Source organism: Streptosporangium jomthongense (genome assembly GCF_042650425.1).
Classification (GTDB): Bacteria; Actinomycetota; Actinomycetes; order Streptosporangiales; family Streptosporangiaceae; genus Streptosporangium.
Genome location: NZ_JBHSBC010000003.1, coordinates 133,834 through 155,748, shown reverse-complemented (window position 1 = coordinate 155,748; position 21,915 = coordinate 133,834). Strand labels below are relative to the sequence as shown.

22 protein-coding genes are annotated in these 21,915 nt (G+C 69.8%); 12 read left to right on the top strand and 10 right to left on the bottom strand.

Annotated elements, in window-relative coordinates:
* Nucleotides 1–278: 278 nt before the first annotated feature.
* Nucleotides 279–2,654, top strand: coding sequence for an ATP-binding protein (locus ACFOYY_RS05205; protein ID WP_386188273.1), 2,376 nt, complete (start codon nucleotides 279–281; stop codon nucleotides 2,652–2,654).
* A 214-nt stretch (nucleotides 2,655–2,868) separates the two neighbouring features.
* Here ACFOYY_RS05205 and ACFOYY_RS05200 read toward each other — a convergent pair whose 3' ends face one another.
* Nucleotides 2,869–4,035 (bottom strand): FAD-dependent oxidoreductase, encoded by a 1,167-nt coding sequence (locus ACFOYY_RS05200; RefSeq protein WP_386188271.1) that lies wholly within the window; start codon nucleotides 4,033–4,035, stop codon nucleotides 2,869–2,871.
* A 58-nt stretch (nucleotides 4,036–4,093) separates the two neighbouring features.
* Nucleotides 4,094–4,243, bottom strand: a complete 150-nt coding sequence (locus tag ACFOYY_RS05195) for a hypothetical protein (protein WP_386188269.1) — start codon at nucleotides 4,241–4,243, stop codon at nucleotides 4,094–4,096.
* A gap of 129 nt (nucleotides 4,244–4,372) precedes the next feature.
* Between ACFOYY_RS05195 and ACFOYY_RS05190 the strand changes: the two genes are divergently transcribed.
* The gene (locus tag ACFOYY_RS05190) at nucleotides 4,373–4,972 is read left to right on the top strand and encodes a TetR/AcrR family transcriptional regulator (protein WP_386188267.1); all 600 of its coding nucleotides are present in this window, start codon (nucleotides 4,373–4,375) and stop codon (nucleotides 4,970–4,972) included.
* A gap of 261 nt (nucleotides 4,973–5,233) precedes the next feature.
* Here the strand turns inward: ACFOYY_RS05190 and ACFOYY_RS05185 are convergent, their stop codons facing one another.
* Entirely contained in the window at nucleotides 5,234–6,220 is a 987-nt protein-coding gene (locus ACFOYY_RS05185; protein WP_386188265.1) for a helix-turn-helix transcriptional regulator, read from the bottom strand.
* Nucleotides 6,221–6,330: 110 nt separating this feature from the next.
* Here ACFOYY_RS05185 and ACFOYY_RS05180 point away from each other — a divergent pair, with 110 nt between their 5' ends.
* From ACFOYY_RS05180 to ACFOYY_RS05170, 3 genes are all read left to right on the top strand, one after another.
* A complete protein-coding gene (locus ACFOYY_RS05180) occupies nucleotides 6,331–6,753 on the top strand; it encodes a VOC family protein (protein ID WP_352014577.1) in 423 nt (140 codons plus the stop codon).
* 77 nt (nucleotides 6,754–6,830) lie between these two features.
* Nucleotides 6,831–7,001 (top strand): hypothetical protein, encoded by a 171-nt coding sequence (locus ACFOYY_RS05175; RefSeq protein ID WP_386188262.1) that lies wholly within the window; start codon nucleotides 6,831–6,833, stop codon nucleotides 6,999–7,001.
* The gene (locus ACFOYY_RS05170) at nucleotides 6,998–8,095 is read left to right on the top strand and encodes a winged helix DNA-binding domain-containing protein (protein WP_386188260.1); all 1,098 of its coding nucleotides are present in this window, start codon (nucleotides 6,998–7,000) and stop codon (nucleotides 8,093–8,095) included. Before ACFOYY_RS05175 ends, ACFOYY_RS05170 begins: the two co-directional genes overlap by 4 nt.
* A gap of 247 nt (nucleotides 8,096–8,342) precedes the next feature.
* On the opposite strand, the gene ACFOYY_RS05165 is transcribed toward ACFOYY_RS05170, so the two are convergent.
* Nucleotides 8,343–8,831 (bottom strand): MarR family winged helix-turn-helix transcriptional regulator, encoded by a 489-nt coding sequence (locus tag ACFOYY_RS05165; protein ID WP_386188478.1) that lies wholly within the window; start codon nucleotides 8,829–8,831, stop codon nucleotides 8,343–8,345.
* A 461-nt stretch (nucleotides 8,832–9,292) separates the two neighbouring features.
* Between ACFOYY_RS05165 and ACFOYY_RS05160 the strand changes: the two genes are divergently transcribed.
* Entirely contained in the window at nucleotides 9,293–10,789 is a 1,497-nt protein-coding gene (locus tag ACFOYY_RS05160; protein ID WP_386188258.1) for an FAD-dependent oxidoreductase, read from the top strand.
* Nucleotides 10,790–10,873: 84 nt separating this feature from the next.
* Here the strand turns inward: ACFOYY_RS05160 and hsaB are convergent, their stop codons facing one another.
* Complete coding sequence (gene hsaB / locus ACFOYY_RS05155) at nucleotides 10,874–11,407, bottom strand: 3-hydroxy-9,10-secoandrosta-1,3,5(10)-triene-9,17-dione monooxygenase reductase subunit (protein WP_362779863.1); 534 nt, start codon at nucleotides 11,405–11,407, stop codon at nucleotides 10,874–10,876.
* Nucleotides 11,404–12,567 carry a 3-hydroxy-9,10-secoandrosta-1,3,5(10)-triene-9,17-dione monooxygenase oxygenase subunit gene (gene hsaA / locus ACFOYY_RS05150; protein WP_386188256.1) on the bottom strand — a complete coding sequence of 388 codons (1,164 nt, stop codon included), beginning with the start codon at nucleotides 12,565–12,567 and terminating at the stop codon, nucleotides 11,404–11,406. The genes hsaB and hsaA overlap by 4 nt, the downstream gene beginning before the upstream one ends.
* 250 nt (nucleotides 12,568–12,817) lie before the next feature.
* On the opposite strand from hsaA, the gene ACFOYY_RS05145 reads away from it, so the two are divergent.
* Complete coding sequence (locus tag ACFOYY_RS05145; protein ID WP_362779867.1) at nucleotides 12,818–13,081, top strand: hypothetical protein; 264 nt, start codon at nucleotides 12,818–12,820, stop codon at nucleotides 13,079–13,081.
* Here the strand turns inward: ACFOYY_RS05145 and ACFOYY_RS05140 are convergent.
* On the bottom strand, nucleotides 13,012–13,989 hold the full coding sequence (locus tag ACFOYY_RS05140; RefSeq protein ID WP_352014746.1) for a LysR substrate-binding domain-containing protein: 978 nt from the start codon (nucleotides 13,987–13,989) through the stop codon (nucleotides 13,012–13,014). The two genes, ACFOYY_RS05145 and ACFOYY_RS05140, sit on opposite strands and share 70 nt — an antisense overlap.
* A 58-nt stretch (nucleotides 13,990–14,047) precedes the next feature.
* On the opposite strand from ACFOYY_RS05140, the gene ACFOYY_RS05135 reads away from it, so the two are divergent.
* Nucleotides 14,048–14,902 (top strand): GntR family transcriptional regulator, encoded by an 855-nt coding sequence (locus tag ACFOYY_RS05135; protein ID WP_386188254.1) that lies wholly within the window; start codon nucleotides 14,048–14,050, stop codon nucleotides 14,900–14,902.
* 190 nt (nucleotides 14,903–15,092) lie between these two features.
* The gene (locus ACFOYY_RS05130) at nucleotides 15,093–16,553 is read left to right on the top strand and encodes an amidohydrolase family protein (RefSeq protein WP_386188252.1); all 1,461 of its coding nucleotides are present in this window, start codon (nucleotides 15,093–15,095) and stop codon (nucleotides 16,551–16,553) included.
* A gap of 315 nt (nucleotides 16,554–16,868) precedes the next feature.
* Here the strand turns inward: ACFOYY_RS05130 and ACFOYY_RS05125 are convergent, their stop codons facing one another.
* Nucleotides 16,869–17,180, bottom strand: coding sequence for a hypothetical protein (locus ACFOYY_RS05125; RefSeq protein ID WP_386188249.1), 312 nt, complete (start codon nucleotides 17,178–17,180; stop codon nucleotides 16,869–16,871).
* Nucleotides 17,181–17,464: 284 nt separating this feature from the next.
* Here ACFOYY_RS05125 and ACFOYY_RS05120 point away from each other — a divergent pair, with 284 nt between their 5' ends.
* The 3 genes from ACFOYY_RS05120 (at nucleotide 17,465) to ACFOYY_RS05110 (ending at nucleotide 20,782) form a co-directional block, all read left to right on the top strand.
* Nucleotides 17,465–18,421, top strand: coding sequence for a hypothetical protein (locus ACFOYY_RS05120; protein ID WP_386188247.1), 957 nt, complete (start codon nucleotides 17,465–17,467; stop codon nucleotides 18,419–18,421).
* A 770-nt stretch (nucleotides 18,422–19,191) separates the two neighbouring features.
* Nucleotides 19,192–20,046 (top strand): aminoglycoside phosphotransferase family protein, encoded by an 855-nt coding sequence (locus tag ACFOYY_RS05115; protein ID WP_386188245.1) that lies wholly within the window; start codon nucleotides 19,192–19,194, stop codon nucleotides 20,044–20,046.
* Nucleotides 20,047–20,134: 88 nt separating this feature from the next.
* Entirely contained in the window at nucleotides 20,135–20,782 is a 648-nt protein-coding gene (locus tag ACFOYY_RS05110; protein WP_386188243.1) for an HAD-IA family hydrolase, read from the top strand.
* Nucleotides 20,783–20,994: 212 nt separating this feature from the next.
* Here ACFOYY_RS05110 and ACFOYY_RS05105 read toward each other — a convergent pair whose 3' ends face one another.
* Both ACFOYY_RS05105 and ACFOYY_RS05100 read right to left on the bottom strand, forming a co-directional pair.
* Nucleotides 20,995–21,654 (bottom strand): alpha/beta fold hydrolase, encoded by a 660-nt coding sequence (locus ACFOYY_RS05105; protein ID WP_386188241.1) that lies wholly within the window; start codon nucleotides 21,652–21,654, stop codon nucleotides 20,995–20,997.
* An 83-nt stretch (nucleotides 21,655–21,737) separates the two neighbouring features.
* On the bottom strand, nucleotides 21,738–21,875 hold the full coding sequence (locus ACFOYY_RS05100; protein WP_386188238.1) for a hypothetical protein: 138 nt from the start codon (nucleotides 21,873–21,875) through the stop codon (nucleotides 21,738–21,740).
* Between the last annotated feature and the right edge of the window lie 40 nt (nucleotides 21,876–21,915).

The window sequence follows — 21,915 nt, the reverse complement described above, 5'->3', positions numbered from 1 at the left end:
GAGCGCCCGGCCCGCGTCGCGCGGTTCGCCCTCGGCGGCACCGGCCATGCCGGTCGCCGCGAGTAGCGGCCGCCTGGACAGAAATTTGCCCTGACCTGGTCTTACTTGGGGATTTGTCGCGATTTGCTATGTATGCTGGCGATTTAATCTTGGAGAGGTGTGCCAGGAACGACGTCGGCTGCAGGTTTCGGGGGATCAGCATGGCCGCACGCACCGAGCGGGTCTTTGAGCGGTTCTACGAGGGACAGTCGACAGAGGGGAGTGTTCGGCCTGCCATCTTGAAGTCGTGGCGCAGGTGTCAGGAGCTCGGGCTCGTCCCGGAGCGGCTCGAATTCGCCGATCCGGTCGAGGTCGACGTGGACTGCACCCTCGCCCGGGTGGCCAGGCCGGTGTTCGAGCGGTTCCGGGTCGCGATCGCGGACACGGGTACGGCTCTGCTCCTCACCGACGAACGGGCCAGAATGCTGCAGCGCTATGAGAGTGATCTGCAGCTGAAAAGAGCGCTCGACCCCAGGTGTCACTTCCCGGGCGTGGAGTACTCCGAAGCACTTCTCGGGACCAACGCCGCGGGCACTCCCCTGCGTGAGAAACGCTTGGTGCAGGTGGTGGGCTTCGAACATCTGGCCGGATGCATGCAGCCGTTCACCGCCACCGGTGTCCCGATCCTCGACCCGCTCACGGGGCACGCGCGCGGTGTGGTGACGATCTCGTGCCTGAACAAATACGCGCACCCGACGATGGGCGTGTTCGCCCGTCAGGTGGCCGAGGCCATCGAACAACGGCTCCTGGAGCAGAGCACCGCACAGGAACGCGCCCTGCTCGACGCGTACCTGCGAACCGCGGACCTGCCCGACCTCCTGCCCGCTCAGGAGGCCGACTCGCTGCTCCGCGATCTCCCCCTCGGCGATCGTCTCGCGCTGGAGGAGAAGGCCGCCGAGCTGATCGCGTACGGGCAACGGGCGGCCGTCGAGGTCTCCCTGTCCCACGGCCGTAACGCCACACTGCGCGCCCTGCCTGGGCCGGAACCCGCCGGTATGGTCGGCGTCGTGGCGCAGGTCCGGATCCAGGGCGGCCGGTGGCAGTCCCTCGCCGACGACCCCGTCACGTCGACATACGATCGGCTGGGCCGTTCGACGGCCCCGTCGGTGACCGTCGCACACCACCAGAACACCGCGAACGTGGATCTTGTCGTCAACGGTAGCGCCGTAGGCGGTGGTGATCCTGTGAGGATCGCGCCCGGCGCGGACCACCTTCCGGTGGTGGGCGACGTGGAGCTCGGCATGGGCGAGAAGGACGAGACACGGCCGCCGTCCGGCTCCCCGGGGGAGGCGCTCACCCCCATCGCCCCGTGGCTGCTCCTCTTCGGCGAACCGGAGGTCGGCAGACTCGCCACCGCGGCGCGCAAGCGCCTGAGGTTGCTGTGCGAGGCCGCCATGAACATCGGTCAGACCCTCGACGTGGTGCGGACGGCCGAGGAACTCACCGGGGTGACCGTCTCACGGTTCGCCGACCTGGTGACCGTCGATCTCAGCGAGGGCGTCGCGCGCGGTGAGGAGCCCGCGGCGCTCACCGGCGGCCTGCGCCGGGTCGCCGTCCGGAGCGCCCAGGAGAACGTGAGCCCGGTCGCCGCGGGCGAGCCGGTGCGCTACCTCCCTTCCTCCCAGCAGGCGCGCTGTTTGGCGAGTGGGGAGACGGTGCTCTGGCCGGATCCGGGCGGCGCCCGGCCGGTGCGGGTGACCGGAGAACCGGCCTCCTCGGTCATCGCGGTGCCGTTGCTGGCCCAGGACAGGGTGCTGGGGGTGGTGACGTTCACGCGGCGGCAGGCGTCCGATCCGTTCGAGGCCGACGATGTCTCCCTGGCCGAGGCCCTGGTCAGCCGTACGGCGGTGTGCATCGACAACGCCCGCCGCTACACCCACGAGCGCGCCATCTCCCTGGAACTGGAACGTGCCACCGCGTCGCTGCAACGGTCCCTCGAACTCCAGCGGCGGTTCACCACCGATGCCTCCCATGAACTGCGCACCCCGCTTGCCGGACTGCGTGCGCAGTTGGAGGAGGCACAGCTGCATCCCGACCAGACCCACCTGGGCGAGCTGATCGACCATGCGCTGCGCGATGTGAACCGGCTCCAGGCCATCATCGACGACCTGATGCTGCTGGCCCGGCTCGGCGCCGACCCGCCTACCGCCTTCAAGCGCGTCGACCTGGCCGAACTCGCCGAAGCCGAAATCCACAGCCGTACCGGCGACCGCCACGAGGTACGCCTGGACGCGCACCCCGGTGTGATGGTCGATGTCGTCCCCCCGCAGATCTGTCGTATTCTGCGCAATCTGCTCGACAACGCCCAGCGTCACGCCGCGCACAGCATCGTGGTGCGGGTACGCCACACCATCGGTAAGGCGGAGCTCAGCGTCACCGACGATGGTCCGGGAGTCCCCGAAACCGAGTATGACCACATCTTCCAGAGCTTCACCCGCCTGGACACCGCCCGCAGCCGTGATCACGGCGGCACCGGACTGGGACTGGCCATCGCCCGCGGCATCGCCCACGCCCACCACGGCACCCTCGATGTCCAGAACGCGCCCTCTCACGGGGCACGCTTCGTCCTTCATCTGCCACTCATCAGCCCGTCCCCCGCGGAGCAGGGAGCATGACGGCCGTCCTCTTTCACGGCGCCACGCCGTCCATCTGGGGAAACTCCATGGCCACGGCCTGGTCCCCGGACGGAACGGGCGCCCTTGGGCTCCGCCCCCACGGTCGCCCGCGACGCACGCCAGAGCAGGCAGGGACAGGTCTCAGACACTGACCTGGATCACGGTCCCGACAGTGCCGGGCCTCCTTTCTCGTGATCACTCACAACGTGCGACTTCATGTCGCCGGCGGTCGGGGCTGGTTGTCCTGCGCGTTGAGGTGGGCCTGCGGGTCCTCGGCGTTGAAGGGATCGTCGGCCATGAGGTCGGCGGCGCGTCCGTCGAGTTCGGTCTGCGTCTGGTGGGAGCGGGGGATCATGGTCTTCTCGTACGCGCGCAGGGCGTCGTCGATGACGGGGTTGTGGGCGAGGGCGAGGGCGAGTTCGAGGGCGTCGAGCATGGCGAGGTTGACGCCGAGTCCGAGCGGGGGCATGAGGTGGGCGGCGTCGCCCAGCAGGGTGATGGTGGGGCTGGGCTCCCAGATGTGCGGAACGAGCAGGGCGTTGATGGGGCGCTGGAGGTAGCGGCCGTCGTTGTCGGTGATGACGCGGCGCAGGCCGGGCGCCCAGTCGCGGTAGGCGTCCAGGAGGAAGGCGCGGATGCCTTCGGTGTCGTCGTGGGTGAGACCGGCCTGGGCGAGCCAGTCGAGGGCGAGACGCTGGATGAGGTAGACGCGGATGTGGCCGCCGCCGTTGTGCTGGGCGAACATGCCGCGCGCGCCGTCGCCGGCGATGGCGCTGCCGTTGCCGACGAACTCGGCGATGTCGGGGTGCCGGGTGTCGGCGTCGTGGAACCAGGCCTCGACGAAGGTGATGCCGGTGTACTGCGGGAGGGCGGCCGAGATCGCGGCTCGGACCGGGGACCAGGCGCCGTCGGCGCCGATGACGAGGTCGGCTTCGGTGGTGGTGCCGTCAGTGAAGCGCAGCAGGCGCGGGCCGTCGGAGGGGCCTTCGACGGCCCGTAGGGCGTGGCCCCACCGGACGGTGCCGGGGGTGAGGGAGTCCAGCAGCATGTCGCGCAGCACGCCGCGCTCGATCTCGGGGCGGTGGGCCTCGTCTTCGTCGGGGACGTGGTGGAAGCCGAGCTCTCCCGAGATCGCGTCGTACTGGCGCATCTCCTGCCCTTCGGGGCGGCTGAGGGCGAAGAAACTCTCCAGCAGGCCGGCCTCCTTGAGGGCGAGCTGGCCACTGTCGGCGTGCAGGTCCAGGCTGCCGCCCTGGTCGCGGACTTCTGCGGCGGCGTCGGCTTCGTGGACGGTCACGGCGATGCCGTGCTTTTGCAGGATGGTCGCGCAGGTCAGGCCGCCGGGGCCGGCGCCGATGACGGCGATGCGGGGTGTGTTCATGGTGGTGCTCCGTTTCGTGGTCCGGCCTGGCGGCCGGTGGTGACGGGAGAAGAGGGGTTCAGGCCCGTACGGGGCGTGCCTTGCCGAGCGGCGCTTCGACGGTGAACGGCGCGGCCCCCACGGCGACGACGCGCAGGACGGCGCCGGTGGAGATCGGCACGGCGAGCGCCGGGGCGGGCTCGGGACGGTTTTGGGCATGGCGGATCACTTCCTGTTCCCAGGGGCTTCGGTGGAGAGGCAAGGGCCGCCGACCGCTGCACCGAGAGAACCACACCAGATTCAAAAGTGCAACAAGTCAACTTTTTGACCTGAACAACAAATGGTGTAGGTTGCTTTCATGCTTGATGACAGCCCTGCTCCCATCGGGCGCCGCGAGCGCAAGAAGGCCGCCACCCGCCAGGCCATCGCCGACGCCGCCCTGCGGCTGTTCCTGGAGCGCGGCTACGACGACGTGGGCATCCGCGAGATCGCCGACGCCGCCGACGTGTCCACGACCACGCTGTTCAAGCACTTCCCCGTCAAAGAGGCCCTCGTCTTCGACGAGGCCGAGGACGTCGAGAAGAGCCTGCTGTCGGCCGTACGCGACCGCCCTTCCGGCCAGTCGATCCCGGCCGCGCTACGCGAGCACGCCCTGCGCTTCCGGCGGGCCGGCGCCAACAGCACCTCCGAGTTTCGGGCCTTCCTCGACCTGGTCAACAGCACCCCGGCACTGGGCGACTACCATCGGGCCCTCTGGCTGCGCCACACCACCTCCCTCGCCCAAGCCATCGCCGAGGACAGCGGCCTGCCCGCCGACGACCCCGCCTGCACCGCCCTGGCCCACTTCGCCCTCGAAGCGCCCAGCTCCGTGCGCGACCACCACGACGCCGACGAAGCCATCACCAGCGCCTTCGACCTCCTCGACCGCGGCTGGCAGAACATCGCCCCCCAGCCGTAGCCGACGGGCCCGCCCCTCCACCCCGAGACGGCCGGACGAGCCGGCCGCCGTCCAGGAGACGCCGAGCAGGCAGGACCGGATCCACCACCGGGCTCTCCAGCCGACTCCCAGCGGTCTGCGGCACCGTACGCCGTCGTGGTGGAAGCCCACAGGAGGGGCATCCGCCGACGTGGGGTAGCCGTCGGCGGCCTGGATCCGGGCGCGTGCCTCGCCGCAGGCGGGCAGGTCCTGAGAGGTCCTGCGGCGGGATCCTCCTCCCGGTCAGGGGAGGGCGCGGCCGGTCACGGCGGCGGCGTAGCGCCGGGCGAGGTGCTCGAAGGCGTCCTTGAGCTCGGGCGGGCCGACCACCTCGAAGTCGACGTCGAACCTGCCGATGGCGGCGGCCAGGGCGACCCAGGACCACGAGCCCAGGACGAGGCGGCAACGGTTCGGGCCGACCTCCTCGACGAGTCCGTCGTGGGTGTACTGGGACACGACGGCGGCGGGCAGGTCGAGGATCACCTCGCCGTGGCAGGACCAGTCGCCGTCGGAGCCCCGGAACCTGCCGTTCACGAAGGCGGCCACGTCGCCTCCGGGCAGCTCGCGCGGGGTGAAGCGGGGTCCCGTTGGGGCACGGGGGGTGATCCGGTCGGCACGGAAGGTGCGCCAGTCCTCACGGTCGAGGTCCCAGGCGACGAGGTACCAGTGCCCGCCCCGGCTGACGAGGTGATGCGGCTGCACCCGGCGCGGCGGGGGCCACTCGCCGCCGTCGTCTCCTCTGTGCGGCGAGTAGTCGAAGCGCAGCACCTGGCAGGCGTGCACCGCGGCGCTGAGCGCCATGATCACACCGCTGTCGGTCGGCGAGTCCGTCCGGCTGCCCGGCCGCTCGACGGTGGTGATCCGAAGGGTGTCGATCCGGTGGCGCAGCCGAGCGGGCATGACCTGTCGTACGGTGTTCAGCGCCCGTACCGCGGCCTCCTCGATGCCGGCCCCCGACATGGCGGCGGTCTGGAGCGCGACGGCCAGGGCGACGGCCTGCTCGTCGTCGAACAACAGCGGGGGCAGGTCCGTACCCGCCTCAAGCCGGTAGCCGCCGTCGGGACCCTTGGTCGCCACGATGGGGTAGCCGAGCTCGCGCAGGCGGTCGACGTCCCGGCGCACGGTACGCGCGCTGATGTCCAGCCTTTCGGCCAGCAGTGCCCCCGGCCAGTCCCTGCGTGCCTGGAGCAGCGAGAGCAACGCCAGCAGTCGCGCGGAGGTCTTCGGCATGGCCCCATACTGCCCTGAGAAGCGGCCACAACCTGTCCTCTTCATCTGTGACTGTTGTCTCGCGCCGGACAACGGCGGCCAGAGACGACAGTCAATGATCAGGAGCCGATATGACCGTCAAGTCCGTGACTCATCTGAACTTCCGTGGCGACGCCCGCGCGGCGCTGGAGTTCTACCAGTCCGTTTTCGACGGTGACCTCGCCGTCGTCACCTACAAGGACGCCGGGAGCGTGCAGGACCCCGCGGAGGCCGACCAGGTGATGTGGGGTCAGGTGCTCGCCGACAACGGCTTCCACGTGATGGCCTACGACGTGCCCTCGCGGATGCCGTGGAACCAGGGCGAGAACTCCTTCTTCCTCTCCCTGCGTGGCGAGAGCGCGCAGGAGATCACCGCGTACTGGGACAAGCTCTCCGAGGGCGCCACCGTCGTGCAGCCGTTGGGGCCCGCGCAGTGGGCCCCGCTCTACGGCATGCTCAGGGACCGCTTCGGCGTCGTCTGGGTCGTGGACGTCGTGAGCGAGTACAACGGCTGAACGTCACACGCGGTGCGGGAGCGCGCCTCCCGCACCACGCCCCGGGGCCACCGAAGAAACCGAAGGAGACAGCCGGAATGAGAACGCGTCCGCTGGGGCGGACCGGAATGCGGGTCAGCCCCTGCTGCCTGGGCACCATGATGTTCGGCCGGGCCGGCAATCCTGACCACGACGAAAACGTCATCGACACCGCCGACGTGTACTCCTACAGCGAGACCGAGGACATCGTCGAGGCCCAGATCCGATGACCGTTCTCGACATCAGGGCGCTCAACCGCGCGACGCTCGCCCGGCAGCTGCTGCTCGGTCACGCCGGCATGCCGGTCCTCGACGCCGTCACGCATCTGTGTGGCCTGCAGGCGCAGGAACCGCAGGAACCGTTCGTGGGGCTCTGGTCACGGGTGCGTGGGTTCGACCCAGCGGTTCTGTCGGACCTGCTGATCCGGCGGAGTGTGGTGCGTACGCACCTGATGCGCCGCACCGTCCACCTCCTGGCCGCCGAGGACGTCCTGGCCTGGCGGGCGCGCCACGACGACATGCTGCGCCGGCGCGTACTCGGGACCTACCGTCGTGAGCTCGCCGGGGTGGACCTCGACGAACTCGCGGAGGCGAGCCGGGCGGTGACGGCCGACGGCGAGCCCCGCTCGATGGCCGAGCTGGCGCGGACACTGGCCGGGCGCTGGCCGGAGCCGGGGCCGCGGGCGCTGGGCGAGATGCTGGTCGCCGCCCTGGTTCCGATGGCGCAGATGCCGCCGCGTGGCCTGTGGCGCAGAAAGGCGGGGGTGCGCAACGTTCCGCTCTCGGCCTGGCTGGGCCGCGAGGTCGACCCCCTCTCCCCGGACGGCCCCGACCTGGCCGGCCGGGCACTGGTACGGCGCTACCTGGCCGCGTTCGGCCCCGCGGCCACCGCCGATCTGCGCGCCTGGTGCGGCCTGGCCGGGCTGCCCGCGGCGGTCGCCGCGATCCGGGACGAGCTGGTCGGCTTCCGCGACGAGCGGGGCCGGCACCTGCTGGATCTCCCCAACGCGCCCCGCCCCGATCCCGGCGTCCCCGCCCCGGTACGGTTCCTGCCGGCCTTCGACAACGCCGTCCTCGGCTACCACGACCGCACCCGCGTCATCGACGACGCCCACCGCGGCCTGTCGGTCACCGGCGCCCGCTTCGTGCTGGTCGACGGCCGGGTCGCCGCGACCTGGAACGTCGAGGGCGGCGCCGTACTGGTCAGCCCACTGCGCCGCCTCTCACGAGCCGAGCGCGACAGCGTGGCCGAGCAGGGGCAGGCGCTGGCGTCGTTCCTGTCCGACGGAGACAGCAGGCGCGTGGAGTTCGCCGCCGTTCCCTGAGATCGAACCACTGTGAGGTTCCGCGAACGCGTTGGCCCGCGGAGCGCGAGACGTCCACTTGGTGATGAGGACGTCTCCTGTGACGGCCCCGGCCCTGACCGGTCTTCGGTTCCCGGTCGTCGTGCTCGATGCGCCGGCGGATCGTGGCCAGGGTGACCAGGCCGACCGGCGGAGTGTCTTCGGGCAGGTTCGGCAACCGGTACGCGGCCGGCTCGGAGGCGTTTCGGGGCCACTCGGCTGAGCGGCGCTACTGACCGCCCTCTTCCTTGTCGGCCGCGGACATGGCGAGCATGTCGTCGACGCATCTGCGCATCAGTTGCTCGAACTGGACGAGGTCCTGGTCGCTCCATTCGGCGAAGGCGGAGCCGACGAGCCTCTGCCGGGCCGCCTCAAGCGCGTCCGTGACGCGACGGCCCGCACTGGTGATCACGGCTTCCTTGACCCGTCGGTCCGCCGGGTTCGGACGCCGCTCGATCAAGCCGAGCTCGGCGAGTTTGGCCACCTGCCGGCTGACGGTGGTGTGGTCGCGTCCTGCCCGTTCGGCGAGTTCGACCACGCCGATCGGCCCGAACCGCCGGATCCCAACGATCAGTTTGAACAACGAGCGGTCGAGATCGATGCCTGCCTCGGCCATGAGGGCCTCGTCGCGTTGCGGCAGGTTCATCAGCGCGACCAGGTCGACGAGCGATTCGTGCAGGCGCCGGAACGCGATGTGCCGGCGGTGTTGGGAAGCCATGCTCGCCACCGATGCCTTACGTGCCCTTGCGGACGGACGGGGAGATGCCAAGGCGAGGATACCGGCAGCCTCCGGTAGGCCGACGGTGCCCGGCGGCGACGCGGATGCGGGTGGCGAGGCGTGGCGGAGGCCGTGCCGTTCCCGCGACGGGTGATCGGTCACCTCATGACCGGCGTGGGAACGGACGGCCACCTCCGGTTAGATGCGCTCATTACACACATAATTCTCCACCGGTGCTACCGCAACACTTGGATCGGGATTTCTTCCATGCGCAAAGGTTACGAAAGGCCAGTTCAGACCGCTTTTTCCAATGGCCGGAACACTGCCGGGACGATGCGTCGACCACAAGGGAGGGCTTGACGACCGCTCCGGTTGCGGAACATACTCCGTGCCAAATACACATAAATCTGGATCGGACGGGATGGCTGCCCGGCCGACCGTCACCGACGGAGAGGTGAACCGTGACACGCGACGAAGACCTTGATGTGATCATCTGTGGTTCCGGCGCGGCGGGATTGACCCTCGCCATCGATCTCGCCCGCAGGAACATCGCGTTCCGGTTGATCGACAAGGCGCCGCACCCGTTCATCGGCTCACGCGGCAAGGGCATCCAGCCGCGCACCGAGGAGGTGTTCGAGGACCTCGGCGTGATCGACCGGATCGTCGCCTCGGGGGGTGAGTATCCTCCCCTGCGCACCTACACCCACGACGGACCGGTCGACAAACACGCCGGGATCCTGCCTGAGCCGACGCCTGCCGAGCCGTACCAGATCCCGCTGCTCGTTCCGCAGTTCCTCACCGAGCGCCGGCTGCGGGAGCGGCTGACCGAACTCGGTCACGCCCCGGAGTACGGCTGCGAGCTCGTTGGCTTCGACCAGGACGCCGACGGCGTGACCGCGCGGATCGCCGCCCCCGACGGGGAGCGGACCGTGCGGGCCGCCTACCTGGTCGGCGCCGACGGCGGATCGAGCTTCGTCCGCAAGGCCCTCGGCATCGAGTTCCGCGGGAAGTCCCTCAACGTGCGGGCGCTCGTGGCCGACGTGCGGGTCGACGGCGCCTCGCCGCGCGTCTGGCACCGCTGGGGCGAGGAGAAGCCCGAACGGAGCGTCTCGCTGTGCCCGCTCCACGGCACCGACATGTTCCAGTACATGGCCCCGGTCCCCCTCGACGTGGAGGTCGACCTCTCGGCCGAGGGGCTCACCGCCCTGCTCCACGAGCGCGGCGGCCAAGACGACGTCGTGATCCGCGAGGTGTCCTGGGCATCGGTGTTCACGATGCAGGCCCGGCTGGCCGACGCCTACCGGCGTGGGCGCGTGCTCCTGACCGGGGACGCCGCGCACTGCCATCCGCCGACCGGCGGACAGGGCCTGAACACGAGTGTCCAGGACGCCTACAACCTTGGCTGGAAGCTCGCCGCCGTGCTCGACGGCGCGCCGGAGTCGCTGCTGGCGACCTACGAGGAGGAGCGCCGACCGGTCGCCGAGGCGGTCCTCGGCCTGTCCGAGAGGCTGCTCGAAGCGGCCAAGAACCGCGACATGCGCCGGGGCCGCGAGGTGACCCAGCTCGACGTCGGCTATCCGGGCTCGTCCCTGTCGCTGACCGGCCTGGAGCCCTACAAGGGCGTGGCGTCCGGCGACCGCGCGCCCGACGCTCCCGTCACCGGCGCGGGCGGGCTCGCCACACGGCTGTTCAGCCTGTTCCAGGGACCACACTGGACCCTGCTCGGCTACGAACCCGGCGACGCCCCGGCCCCGGAACCGCGCGAAGGCCTGCGCATCCACGTCGTCGGCGGCGACATCCGCGACACCGGAGGCCACGTCCGGAGCGCGTACGGGCTGTCGCCCGAGCAGTGGGCGCTCATCCGGCCGGACGGATACGTCGCGGCCGTGGTCGGCACCGCCGAACTCGGCGCCGTCGAGGCCTACCTCGACGGCGTCGGCGTCCGTCCCGTGCGGTGACGCGTCTCCGGTCGTCCCTGCGCAGGCGGGGGTGGCCCGGCCCCTTTCTCTACTCCTCGAATCGACCGGGGCTTCGCCGGTGGATCAGCACCAGTCTCCCGGCCTGGCCCAGGTGAGGAAGCCCTCCTGGGCTCCGGCGGGCGACGCCGGGGGCTCGGTGACGGTGTATCCGCCCCGGTAGAACAGCAGGGGCCGCTCGCCCGGACCGGCGCCCAGGTCGTGCACCCGGCCCACGGCGATGTAGTGGTCGCCCGCCTCGTACACGGCCTCCAGCGAGCAGTCCACCCAGGCAAGCGCCCCTTCCAGCAGTGGCGAGCCGCTGGGCGAGCGCCGCCAGGGGGTGCTGGAGAAGCGGTCCGCACCGCCCCGTCCGAACAGCGTGCTGGTCTCGCGCTGGTCGTGGGCCAGCACGCTGACGGCGAAGCGGCCTGACCGTTCGACGTCCGGCCAGGTTCCTGACGACCTGGCCGGGCAGAACAGCACGAGCGGCGGGTCGAGCGAGAGCGCGGCGAAGGACTGGCAGGCGAAGCCCACCGGCCGCTCGTCCCGCATGGTCGCGACGACGGTCACGCCCGTGCAGAAGTGGCCCAGGACCTGCCGGAAGAGCGAGGGGTTCACAACATGCCCACCGTGACGTCCTCGCCGAACTCCCCGTCGCCGAAGAGCTTGAGCGCCGCCTCCGGGTCGTTGGCGACGTGTACCCGTGCCGCGTGCGCGTCGCGCCAGAACCGCTGGATCGGGGTGCCCTCGGCGAGCGCTCCCGCCCCGGAGTTCTCGAAGAGCCGGTCCACGGCCGCGATGCACCGTTCGGAGGCCCGTACCTGGTCGCGGCGCAGCCGCAGCCGCAGAGCGGTGGGGATCGGCTCGCCGCGCCGCGCGGTGTCGTAGACCTCGGTGATGTTGCGGGTGAGCTGCAGCCATGCGGCGTCCACCTCACTGGCCGCGCGGGCGACGCGGACCTTCGCGAACGGGTCGTCCTTCACCTTCTCCCCCACGAACACCCGCACGCGCTGCCGCTGGTGCGCCACGTGCGCCTCGTAGGCGCCGGTGGCCATGCCGACCAGCGGGGTGGCGATCGTGGTGGTCATCAGCGAGTAGAGCGGGATGCGGTACAGCGGGCTCGGGTTCACCTCCTGCCCCGGACAGACGCAGCGGAAGGAGTCGGCGAAGCTGAGCACGCGGTGCGCGGGAACGAAGACGTCCTCGACCACCACGTCGTTGCTGCCCGTGCCGCGCAGGCCCACGGTGCGCCAGACGTCGCGGACGGTGTAGTCCTCGCGCGGCACCAGGAAGGCCACCCAGTCGGTGGGCCTGCCGTCCTCGCCCGTGATCAGGGCTCCGAGGATGGCGGCGGTGGCGTGGTCCACCCCCGAGGAGAAGTTCCACGTGCCCGAAAGGCGGTAGCCGCCGTCGACGACGGTGGCCCGGCCGACGGGCGCGTACGCGGAGGAGACCAGGGCGGCGGGGTCGCGTCCCCAGATCTCCTCCTGCGCCGCGGCCGGGAAGGTGGCGACGTGCCACGCGTGGGCGCCGAGCACCGAGGCGACCCAGCCGGTGGAGCCGCAGGCGCCGGCGATCATGCGCACCGCGGTGTAGAAGGTCACCGGATCGGCCTCGTGGCCGCCGAAGCGCACGGGCTGCAGTAGACGGAAGAAGCCCGCCTCGCGCAGCTCCTTGATCGATTCCGCGGGAACCACGCGGGCGTCCTCGGCCGCCTGCGCGCGTTCTCCGAGGACGGGCAACAGGTCGCGGATCGCGGTCAGCACGTGTTCGCTCATCTGGCTGGGCTCCTGTGTCGGAGGGACGGTGGCCAGAATCTTCCAGCCGACCGGACAGGGCCGCTAATACCGGTTCGCTCGTGGCATATGCCCAGAGTGCGATGGTCGGCCAGGGTATACCGGCGGCTCGAAACGGTATTGGCGGCGAGAGAGGGCCACGCAGGACGCTGGGAGCCGTGAACACCCCGACCGCCCTTGACCACGACGTCACCGGCTCCGCCTGCCCGACGCTGCCTCCGCTCAGCGGCTGGTGCCTGTCTCCACCTCGCACGGCGGCTGGGCGGCGCCGGAACTCGCCGACCGGCTGGGGAGCGTCCGGGTGCCGCGGGTGGCGGTCGGCGGCCGGCAGGAGCCGCTCGGCCTGCCGCCGTCGGCCGTCCGCGCGGTGCTCCCGGTCGGTGGCCTGTTCGATCCGCGCCCGCTCGTCCGCACCCAACGACACCACTACGACGTCATCCTGGACCTCGCCGACGCGGATTCCACGTTCACCCGTGCCCTGCTGAACCTGTTCTGATCCCCGTCGGCCACCGGTTCCAGCGTGGAGGCGCGTTCGCGCAGGAAGCCGAGCAGCAGCCCGGCCGCCGGCGTCAACGACCTCTCCTGCGGGACGGTGACGCCCACCGCCCGCCGGATCCCCTCCAGCGGTACGGCGAGCGGCGCGAGGTCGCCGTCGGCGGCGGCGACCAGCTCCGGCAGTACGGCGATCATGTCGGTCTCCCGCACGAGAGTGCGCACGGTGAGGATCGAGGTGCACTCGACCACGTCCGCGGGCAGGTCGAGGTCCTCGGCGCCGAAGGCCCGCTCCACCTCCTGGCGCAGGGCGGTCTGCGCCAGCGGCAGGATCCACGGGTAGTCGAGCAGGTCCTTCAGGCCCAGTCCCGCCCGCCCGCGCACGGGGTGGTCACGGCGGGCGACCAGCCGCATCGCCTCGCTGTAGAGCCGGATCTGCCGCAGACCGCCCAGGCCGTCGAGCGGAGTGAGCCTGCCCACGATCAGATCGAGCTCCCCGGCGAGCAGCCGTAGCACCTGTTTGTCGAAGGTCGCCTCCGACACCACCACGGTGACTGCCGGATACGCCCGTTTGAGGTCGGCGATCGCCCGGGGCAGGAGCTGGCTGGAGCCGGCCAGCAAGGTGCCGACCCGGACGGTGCCCAGGCGCCCGTCGGCGAGGTCGGTGATCCGCTCCCCTGCCCGCCGCAGCTCGGCCAGCGCGGCCCGTGCGTGCTCCAGGAACGCCTCGCCGTAGAAGGTCGGGCGCACCCCGCGCGGCCCACGGACGAACAGCTCCACGTCCAGGATGCGTTCGAGCTCGCGCAGGCAGCGGGTCACGGCGGGCTGGGCCAGGCGCAGGTGGTGGGCGGCCCGAACCACGCTGCCCTGCTCGGCGATGGCCACCACCACGATGAGGTGACGGAGCTTCAGCCGTCCGTTGAGTAGGTCGATCTCGGACTCCTCACTGACTCGAAGATATGATCCAAAGGTGGATACATCTGACAGGTCGCGAGCGGGTGACGCGGTCGCCCTGGTGCACGAGGAACTCCGGGAGCTGATCCTCAGCGGGCGCATCCTGCCCGGTCAGCGGCTCACCCAGCGCGAGCTCGGCGAGCGGCTCGGTGTGGGCCGTACCCCACTGCGCGAGGCGCTGCGGATGCTGGAGGCTGAGGGGTTCGTGCTCTCCCGGGCCAACCACGGCGTCACCGTCGCCGGACTCGATCTTGACGAGGCCGAGGAGCTCTACGCCGCGCTGCTCATGTTGCAGGCGCCGATGGTGCCCCGGGCGGCCCGGGAGATCTCGGAGGAGTCGCTGACCCGGATGGCTGAGCTGTCGGCGCTGATGCGCGACAGGCCGCAGGAGCCACGCGACTTCCACCGCGACCACGCCGCCTTCCACTCCCTGCACGAGGCGACCTTCGGACCCACTCTGTCCAAGATCGCCCATGACCTGTATCTGCGGCTGTCGCGGCTGCAGCGCTTCTATTACCGCAGCCGCCGCATTCCGGCCTTCGCCGTCGAGCTCGACCGGGCCTTCCTGGAGGCGATGCGGCGCCGGGACGGCGCGCGGGCGCGGCGGGTGCAGGAGTTGCACGTCCTCAGCTCCGCGATCGGGCTGATCACCGACGCCGACCCCTGGCACCGCTTCGGGCCGCTGGTCGACGCCGCGGCGGGGCTGGGGATCACCGTGCCCCTCTCGGCGAACGGCACGCTCGCACCGCCGGTCGAGGTCACCTGGGCCGTGGATCTGCCGGGTTACGAGCCGGTGACCACGGACTACGTCGTGGACGTGACATCTGCCCATGTCCACTCCCACCAGGGCCGAAGATTGGATCCACTTTAGGATACCTATGCCGCCATCCTGCGCCGCCCGCCTGACGTTGTCCAATACGCTTTCCGTCGCGAGCCATAACCAGGACGAGATACCTCCGAATCGGCATACCTGACCGCCTAAGCGGCATTGGCGCACCTCACTCCCCCGCGGCCACCATCGGACCGTCACCCGACCCGTTCGAGCCGCGGAGCCGTACACGATGAACCGCACACTGATCACCGGCGGACATGTGATCACCATGGACGACGCCCTGGGCGACCTGCCCGGCGGAGCCGTCCTGGTCGAGGGCGACCGAATCGCCGCGGTCGGCCGCACGGCCGAGGAGTTCGCCCACGTCGACGCCGAGCGCATCGACGCCGCGGGCGGCTTCGTCCTGCCCGGCATGATCGACAGCCACCGGCACACCTGGATGGCGCTGCTGCGCGGCCACTCAGCCGACCAGTCGCTCCTGGAGTTCCTCGCCTCCACCTTCTACGGCATCGGCTCGCTCGTCACCGCCGCCGACCTCGGCGCCGCCGCGCAGGTGGGCGCCCTGGAGGCACTCGACGCCGGTGTCACAACCATCCTCGACTGCTGCGACTGCGTGAACAGCCCCGAGCACGCCGACGCGGCCGTGGAGTCGCTGAAGGCGTCCGGGATCCGGTTCGTCTACGCGTACGGCATGCAGGCCTTCGACTTCCAGCCTCCCGTCTTCGCCGGCCACGCCGACCGGCTGCGCGACGCCCGCCGCCTGCGCGCGGAGCACTTCGCCACCGACGGCCTGGGGCGGATGGGCCTGCTCTACAGCGACTTCGGCATCCTGCCCTTCGAGCAGACCGCCGAGGAGATCCGCACCGCCCGCGACCTGGACGTCCTCGGCGCCTCCCACACCGGCGCCGCCACCGGTTCCATCCTGCTGCGTGGCCTGCGCGAACTGCACGACCACGACCTGCTGCTCCCCGGCCACCTGCACATCCACTGCCCGGCCCTGACCGATCAGGAATGGAGGCTCCTCGCCGAGACCGGGGGCAAGGTCACCATCGCCCCCGAGACCGAAATGCAGATGGGCATGGGCCACCCGCCTTTCCGCGCCGCCCTCGATCACGGCCTCACCCCCGCGATCAGCACCGACATCGTCTGCGTCGGCTCGGGCGACCTGTTCTCCCAGATGCGGCTCGGCCTGCAGTTCCAGCGCTGCCTCGACCACGACGCCGTGCACCGCACCGGCACCATGCCCGTCCGCGTCGGTCTCGGCGTGCGCGACGCGCTCGACTGGGCCACCCGCAACGGCGCGGACGCCCTCGGCATCGGCGCGCTCACCGGCTCCCTCACACCCGGCAAGCAGGCCGACCTCATCGTCGTGGCCCCTCGCATGGACCTCGTCCGCTCCAGCCACCCGATCGGCTCCGTCGTGCTCCAGTCCACCGCCGCGGACGTCTCCACCGTGCTCGTCGCCGGTCGAACCCGCAAACTGCACGGCAGGCTCACCGGAGTCGACCTCGCCGCCGTACGCCGCCGTGCCAACGCCGCACTGGACCGGCTGCAGCAGGCCGCGCTGACGCTCCCCTCACTGGCTCCGGAGGCTGTCCACGGGTGGTTCACCCAGGCCGAGCGGATGGCCTCGGCGAACTTCGCCCGCGCCTACACTCAGCGGGCCCAGCGACTGTCCGGCAGGTCTTGAGAGGTACCTGAGATTCGTTCGCCCGCGAGGCCACGGGCGACCACCGGCGGGTCCTTGCCCGGTCTCTCGCACGATCCCTCCGGACCGAAGCCGCGTCTGGTCTCTCCCTCAGGTCAGGCCTCCACCGCCCGGGTGGCTGACAGGAGAAGCCAGAGGTCCGGCCGATCGGGCAGATGCCTTCCAGCTCGTGCCAACCGGGTGGGAATGGCACCACCGCCAGAACCGACGCCCGGCCCTCATCGGCGACCTCCGCGAAGTCCTCGTCCGAGAATTCCACGAACGCCAGCCGGAGCTACCGGACCGACGCAGCGGATTTCAGGAAGACCGCCGGGGCCGCTTCGCTGAGAACATCACCAGCCCTGTTCCTGACACGAGAAATCCACACGACAGTACGAGTAATGCCAGGTCCTGCCACGAGCCCGGCTCCATCGCGTCCGAACCCAGCGTCGAGGTGAACCCGAAGGCCGCTATCAGCAGAACTCCCCATCCGTAACGTCGAGGCGCATAACGGGCGGTGCGGAAGAAAGGCAAGCGCGGCAACCGGTTGGTCACCAGCGCGTAGACGCCGATCCCGGCGATCAGGCATGCCGCTCCCAGCGTGACTACCTGCACCGCTCCGAGATCCACCTGAGTCAACTCCTTTGTCGTAAAGGAAATATCCACCATTCTAGAAACAGGTTGCCGAATTGTCCCTGTGAAAATCACAGCGACGGCACACCGCACCGCCGTACCCAGCCCTCTGCCGCATGCCGCCTGGGCGTGGGCGCCGGTACCAGCCGGCGGCACCCGGGCCGTCACCGCACCGCGCCTGACCAACGCGCCGACCTCGGCGCCGAGCCGCCGCACGGCACCGGCAACGAGCTGTAGTCGTCCCGTTCTCCTGTCGGTAACGCCGTCTACGCTCCCTGCCCATGGCCCTCACCACCCCCGGCTCGCCGGTCGACATCACCCAGGTGCTCCCCGAGTTGGGCGCCTACGCGCGCACGACGGTCCGCCTCCACCCCCGACCCGGCACACCGGGCATGCATGACAGCCATATCGGCGGCCCCCTCCTGTGGCCTGCCGACGAGCCCTGGCCCGCCTGCAGCCGTCCCTTCCGGGTGTGGTTCAACAGCGGACGCACGACCGGACTTCGCTTCGATGATTTCGAGGAACGTCCTCCGGACACCCCGGTGGCCATGGTCGCCGTCGCGCAGTTCTACGCCCGCGATCTCCCTGAGATCTCCTTCCCCCAGGGCAAGGACCTCCTGCAGGTGCTGTGGTGCCCCAACGACCACGACCAGCCCGACATCAACGGCCCCGCCATCGAACTCATCTGGCGCCGCACCGCCGACATCACCGACCCGCGACACGAGCCGCCGCCCCGGCCGCACACCACCGCCTCCACCAAGCACCTCAACGTCCACGAACGGGAGCGCGCCGTCGAGTACTACCTACCGCGGCCCTGCGTCTTGCACCCCGAACGGGTCACTGAATACCCGTATTTCGAGGAGCTCCCCGAGCAGCTCCAAACGGCCCTCAACGCATGGGACGAGGAAGCCGGCCATCCTTACCAACACCTGTTGTCCATCGCGCCTGGTTGCAAGATCGGCGGATGGGAGTCCTGGCACCTCACCGACATGTACCCGCTGCCCTGCGACGTCTGCGGCACCGAGACCCAGCCGCTCCTCAAACTGGACAGCGACGAATGGGACGCGGGCAGCGGACCACGCTGGCGTCCTCTCGAAGAACGCCACCTTGTCTGGGAGAGCATTGAGTGCCAGAACACCTGTGACCCCACCCAGCTCGTTCTGGGTCGTTCCGGAGCCCTCACCGTCTTCCTCTGTCCGAACTCCACTGACCACGGCTACCGCATGACCATCCAGTAACCAGGACAGAGCACCGGGATGACCCCCACGGACGCGTTCACCACCGCCGACCTGTCGATGGCCGGGGCGGGGGTTGCCCATCCCGCCTGCGGGCGGGTCGACGGCAGACGGGATGAGCAGGCGGGCGAAGATGTGTGCGGTCACGCGGGAAGTTCGCCTGCGGCCACTCGTGTAGCCCACGAGCGCAGTTCGCCTAACACCCTTGTCAAGCGATCATCATCAGCTTCCCCGGCCGGTGCCCACGGCTGATTCCTCAAGTCACACTCTCCGTCGAGATCGGCCCACAGCCACTGAAATGAGTCTCTGATCTCAAACTCACGAGGGCCCGACGCCTCAAACAGCCCCCAAAGATCCTCAACCAGCTTTGGCAGCGATATCCGGTTCGAGGCGTACAGGTCGAGATGTTCGACCATGCGGCCGATCAGTGCTCGTTGATGACCCTCCACAGGGTCACATTATTGATCATCGCGCAATTGGGCAGGATGACCCATGACCTGCCCGGAGCCCGAGCCAGAATCCCCGCAGGACGTTGTCCATGCGATTCCCGAGCTGACAGCGCGGGTTCAACTCTCGTTGCCCGCTCTGAAAGGGAAGGCCCAGGTCATGGGCATGGACATCGGTCTGTTCGGTCTTATGGTTGGCGGCATGGGTCGAAGCGGTCCTGCGGGGCCGGAAACGCGTTGCGGGGGCGGGCTGAGGCGCGGGAGGCTGCCGACGTGAGGATGCACGCCGATCAGCTGACGGTGTCACCGGAGACAGCGCGCACGTTGGTGGATGAGCAGTTCCCTGAGTGGCGGGGCCTTCCTGTCACGGGCGTCACCCACCATGGGACGGTCAACGTCATCTTCCGCATCGGCGACCGCTTCGCAGCCCGGTTCCCTCTGCAGCCCGGAGAGGTCGACTCGACGCGGCGCCTGCTGGAGGCCGAGGCGGAGGCGGCCCGCGAGCTGGCGGGTCGCACGCGGTTTCCCACGCCCGAGCCGGTGGCGCTCGGCGAACCCGGTGCGGGATACCCGCTTCCATGGTCGGTGCAGACATGGCTGCCCGGCGTCGTGGCCACCGAGGAGGACCCGGGCGAATCAGTCGCGTTCGCCCACGACCTGGCTGATCTCATCAATGACCTGCGCGCGATCGACACGCGTGGCCGTACGTTCTCCGGCAAAGGCCGGGGAGGCGACCTCCGGTCCCACGACGCGTGGATGGAGACCTGTTTCAGGAACAGTGAACAGCTCCTGGACGTTCGCCGGCTTCGCCGGATGTGGGAGAACCTTCGGAGCCTCCCCCGCGAAGCGGGCGACGTGATGAACCACAGCGATCTCATCCCCGGCAACGTGCTTGTGTCCGCCGGTCGGCTGGCCGGGGTTCTCGACGTCGGCGGCTTCGGACCGGCCGACCCCGCTCTGGATCTCGTGAGCGCCTGGCATCTGCTTGAGGCCGGGCCACGCCAGGCGCTCCGCCTGGACCTCAGGTGTGACGACCTCGAATGGGAGCGAGGCAGAGCGTGGGCCTTCGCGCAGGCGATGGGACTTGTCTGGTACTACCTGGAAACCAACCCGGTCATGAGCCGGATGGGCCGACGCACCCTGGAACGCGTCCTGGCAGACACCCCCTCGCGGCACCGATGAGGAGCACCGCCGTGCCGGGCCGTCCAGGATGAGAGCGACACTCCCTTCGTCTACTGCCGTCCCGGCCGTCTGTGGCATCCTCCGTCCCATGGCGATCAAGGCTTTGCTGTTCGATGTCGACGGGGTGTTGCTCGATTCCACCGCGACGCATCGACGGATCTGGGACGCCTGGTCGCGCATGCGCGGGCTGGACGGAGACCTGGTGTGGAGCCTCACTCACGGCCGTCGGCCTGAGGACACCGTCCGCGATGTCGCCCCCGACCTCGACCCCGCCGCTGAGCGCGGGGTGTTGAACCGGTTGATGGTCGAGGAGGGTGACGCCTTCCCGGCGGCGCCCGGGGCTGCAGCCCTGCTGGGCGAGCTGGACCGGCGGCCCTGGGCACTGGTCACCTCGGGCAGCCGGACCCCCGTTCACCGGCGCTTCCGGCTCGCCTCGCTTCCGTTGCCCCCGGTGCAGATCTACGGCGAGGACGTCGAACGGTCGAAGCCGCATCCCGAGGGCTATCTCAAGGCCGCCGAACTTCTCCTGATCGATCCGGTCGACTGCGTCGTGATCGAGGACGCCCCGCACGGGGTGGCCGCCGGGAAGGCGGCGGGGTGCACGGTGATCGCCGTGGCCACCACTCACGCTCCCGGTGAGCTGGCCAAGGCGGACGAATGCTTCCCCTCACTTGAGGAGGCGGCGCCGTACCTCCTATCGCTGATGAGTGTTGCGGCGGCGGCGCACGGCCACTGACATCGCATTCGACCGGTACCGCTCCGGTTCGGGGAAGACCTACCGGTCCGGACGGCATGCCCGGTGCGTATCCGTCAAAGAAGTGACCACAGGGAATCACGGTCACCAGCTCGGTAACCAGACGCGATGAGGGATTCCCGAGCCGACAGCGCGGGTTCGGTTCCCGTCTCCCGTTCCAAGGGTGAAGGCGGGTCCGGGTTCTGTCGTCCCTTTCAGGAGAGATCTCGCAGCCAGGAGACAATGGCCGCCCCGATTTGGTCGGGAGCGTCTTCCTGAACCATGTGGCCACCCGTGATCGTGATGTGTGCCTGATTCGGCCATGACCGGGCAACGGCCCGGTGCGTTTCGAACATCGTTCCTGGAACCGCCTCGATGAACAGCTTGGGAACCGAGGACTCGGCGAGCCACTCCGCGTAACGCGTGATGACGTCGTGGACATCGCGTGGTTCGCCCGCGACGGGAACCTCGCGAGGCCAGGTCAGCGTCGGCCGGCGTGACTCGCCCGGTTCCGTGTAGGGGCGACGGTAGACGGCCATCTCCGCCTCCGACAGTCCTCGCAGCACCAGGACCACCCGCTCACGCGCACCGAGGGCCTGAAGGAACGCGTCGAGATAACGGCGATGCTCGACGAAGCGGTATGAGCCCGGCCCGCCGGCCGGAAGTTTCGCGGAATCGCCCATCCCGATCAGGTCCGGGGCTATGCAGCGCCCTTTGCCCGCCAGGTACGGGATTACGTTCCGCCATACGTACGACGACGTCGGGTTGCCGTGAAGAAAGACGATCGGATCGCCTTCTCCCTCCTCGACGTATGCCATTTCAAGCCCATCGACCCCAACACGACGCTTCCGGTACCGCTCCTCAGCCGAGGTCATGACTCTCCTCATTTCCGTGGATTCTCACTTCGGTCGGAGATTCTGCGGCACGACCCGGGTCTTGCCACAAGCCCCTCGGTGCGTCATAGTGTGCGGCCGCTGTCGGCCGCGGTCTCACGAGGGACCCCGGCGACGTGCGTCGCGAGGGCCAGGGAGGCGAGGGCACCGGCGAAGGGCGGACGGCCGGTGGAGGAGGCGGCCGACGCGGCCGTGGCGATCACCCTCGATGGACCTGGTTGTTGATGATGCAACACCGAGCCC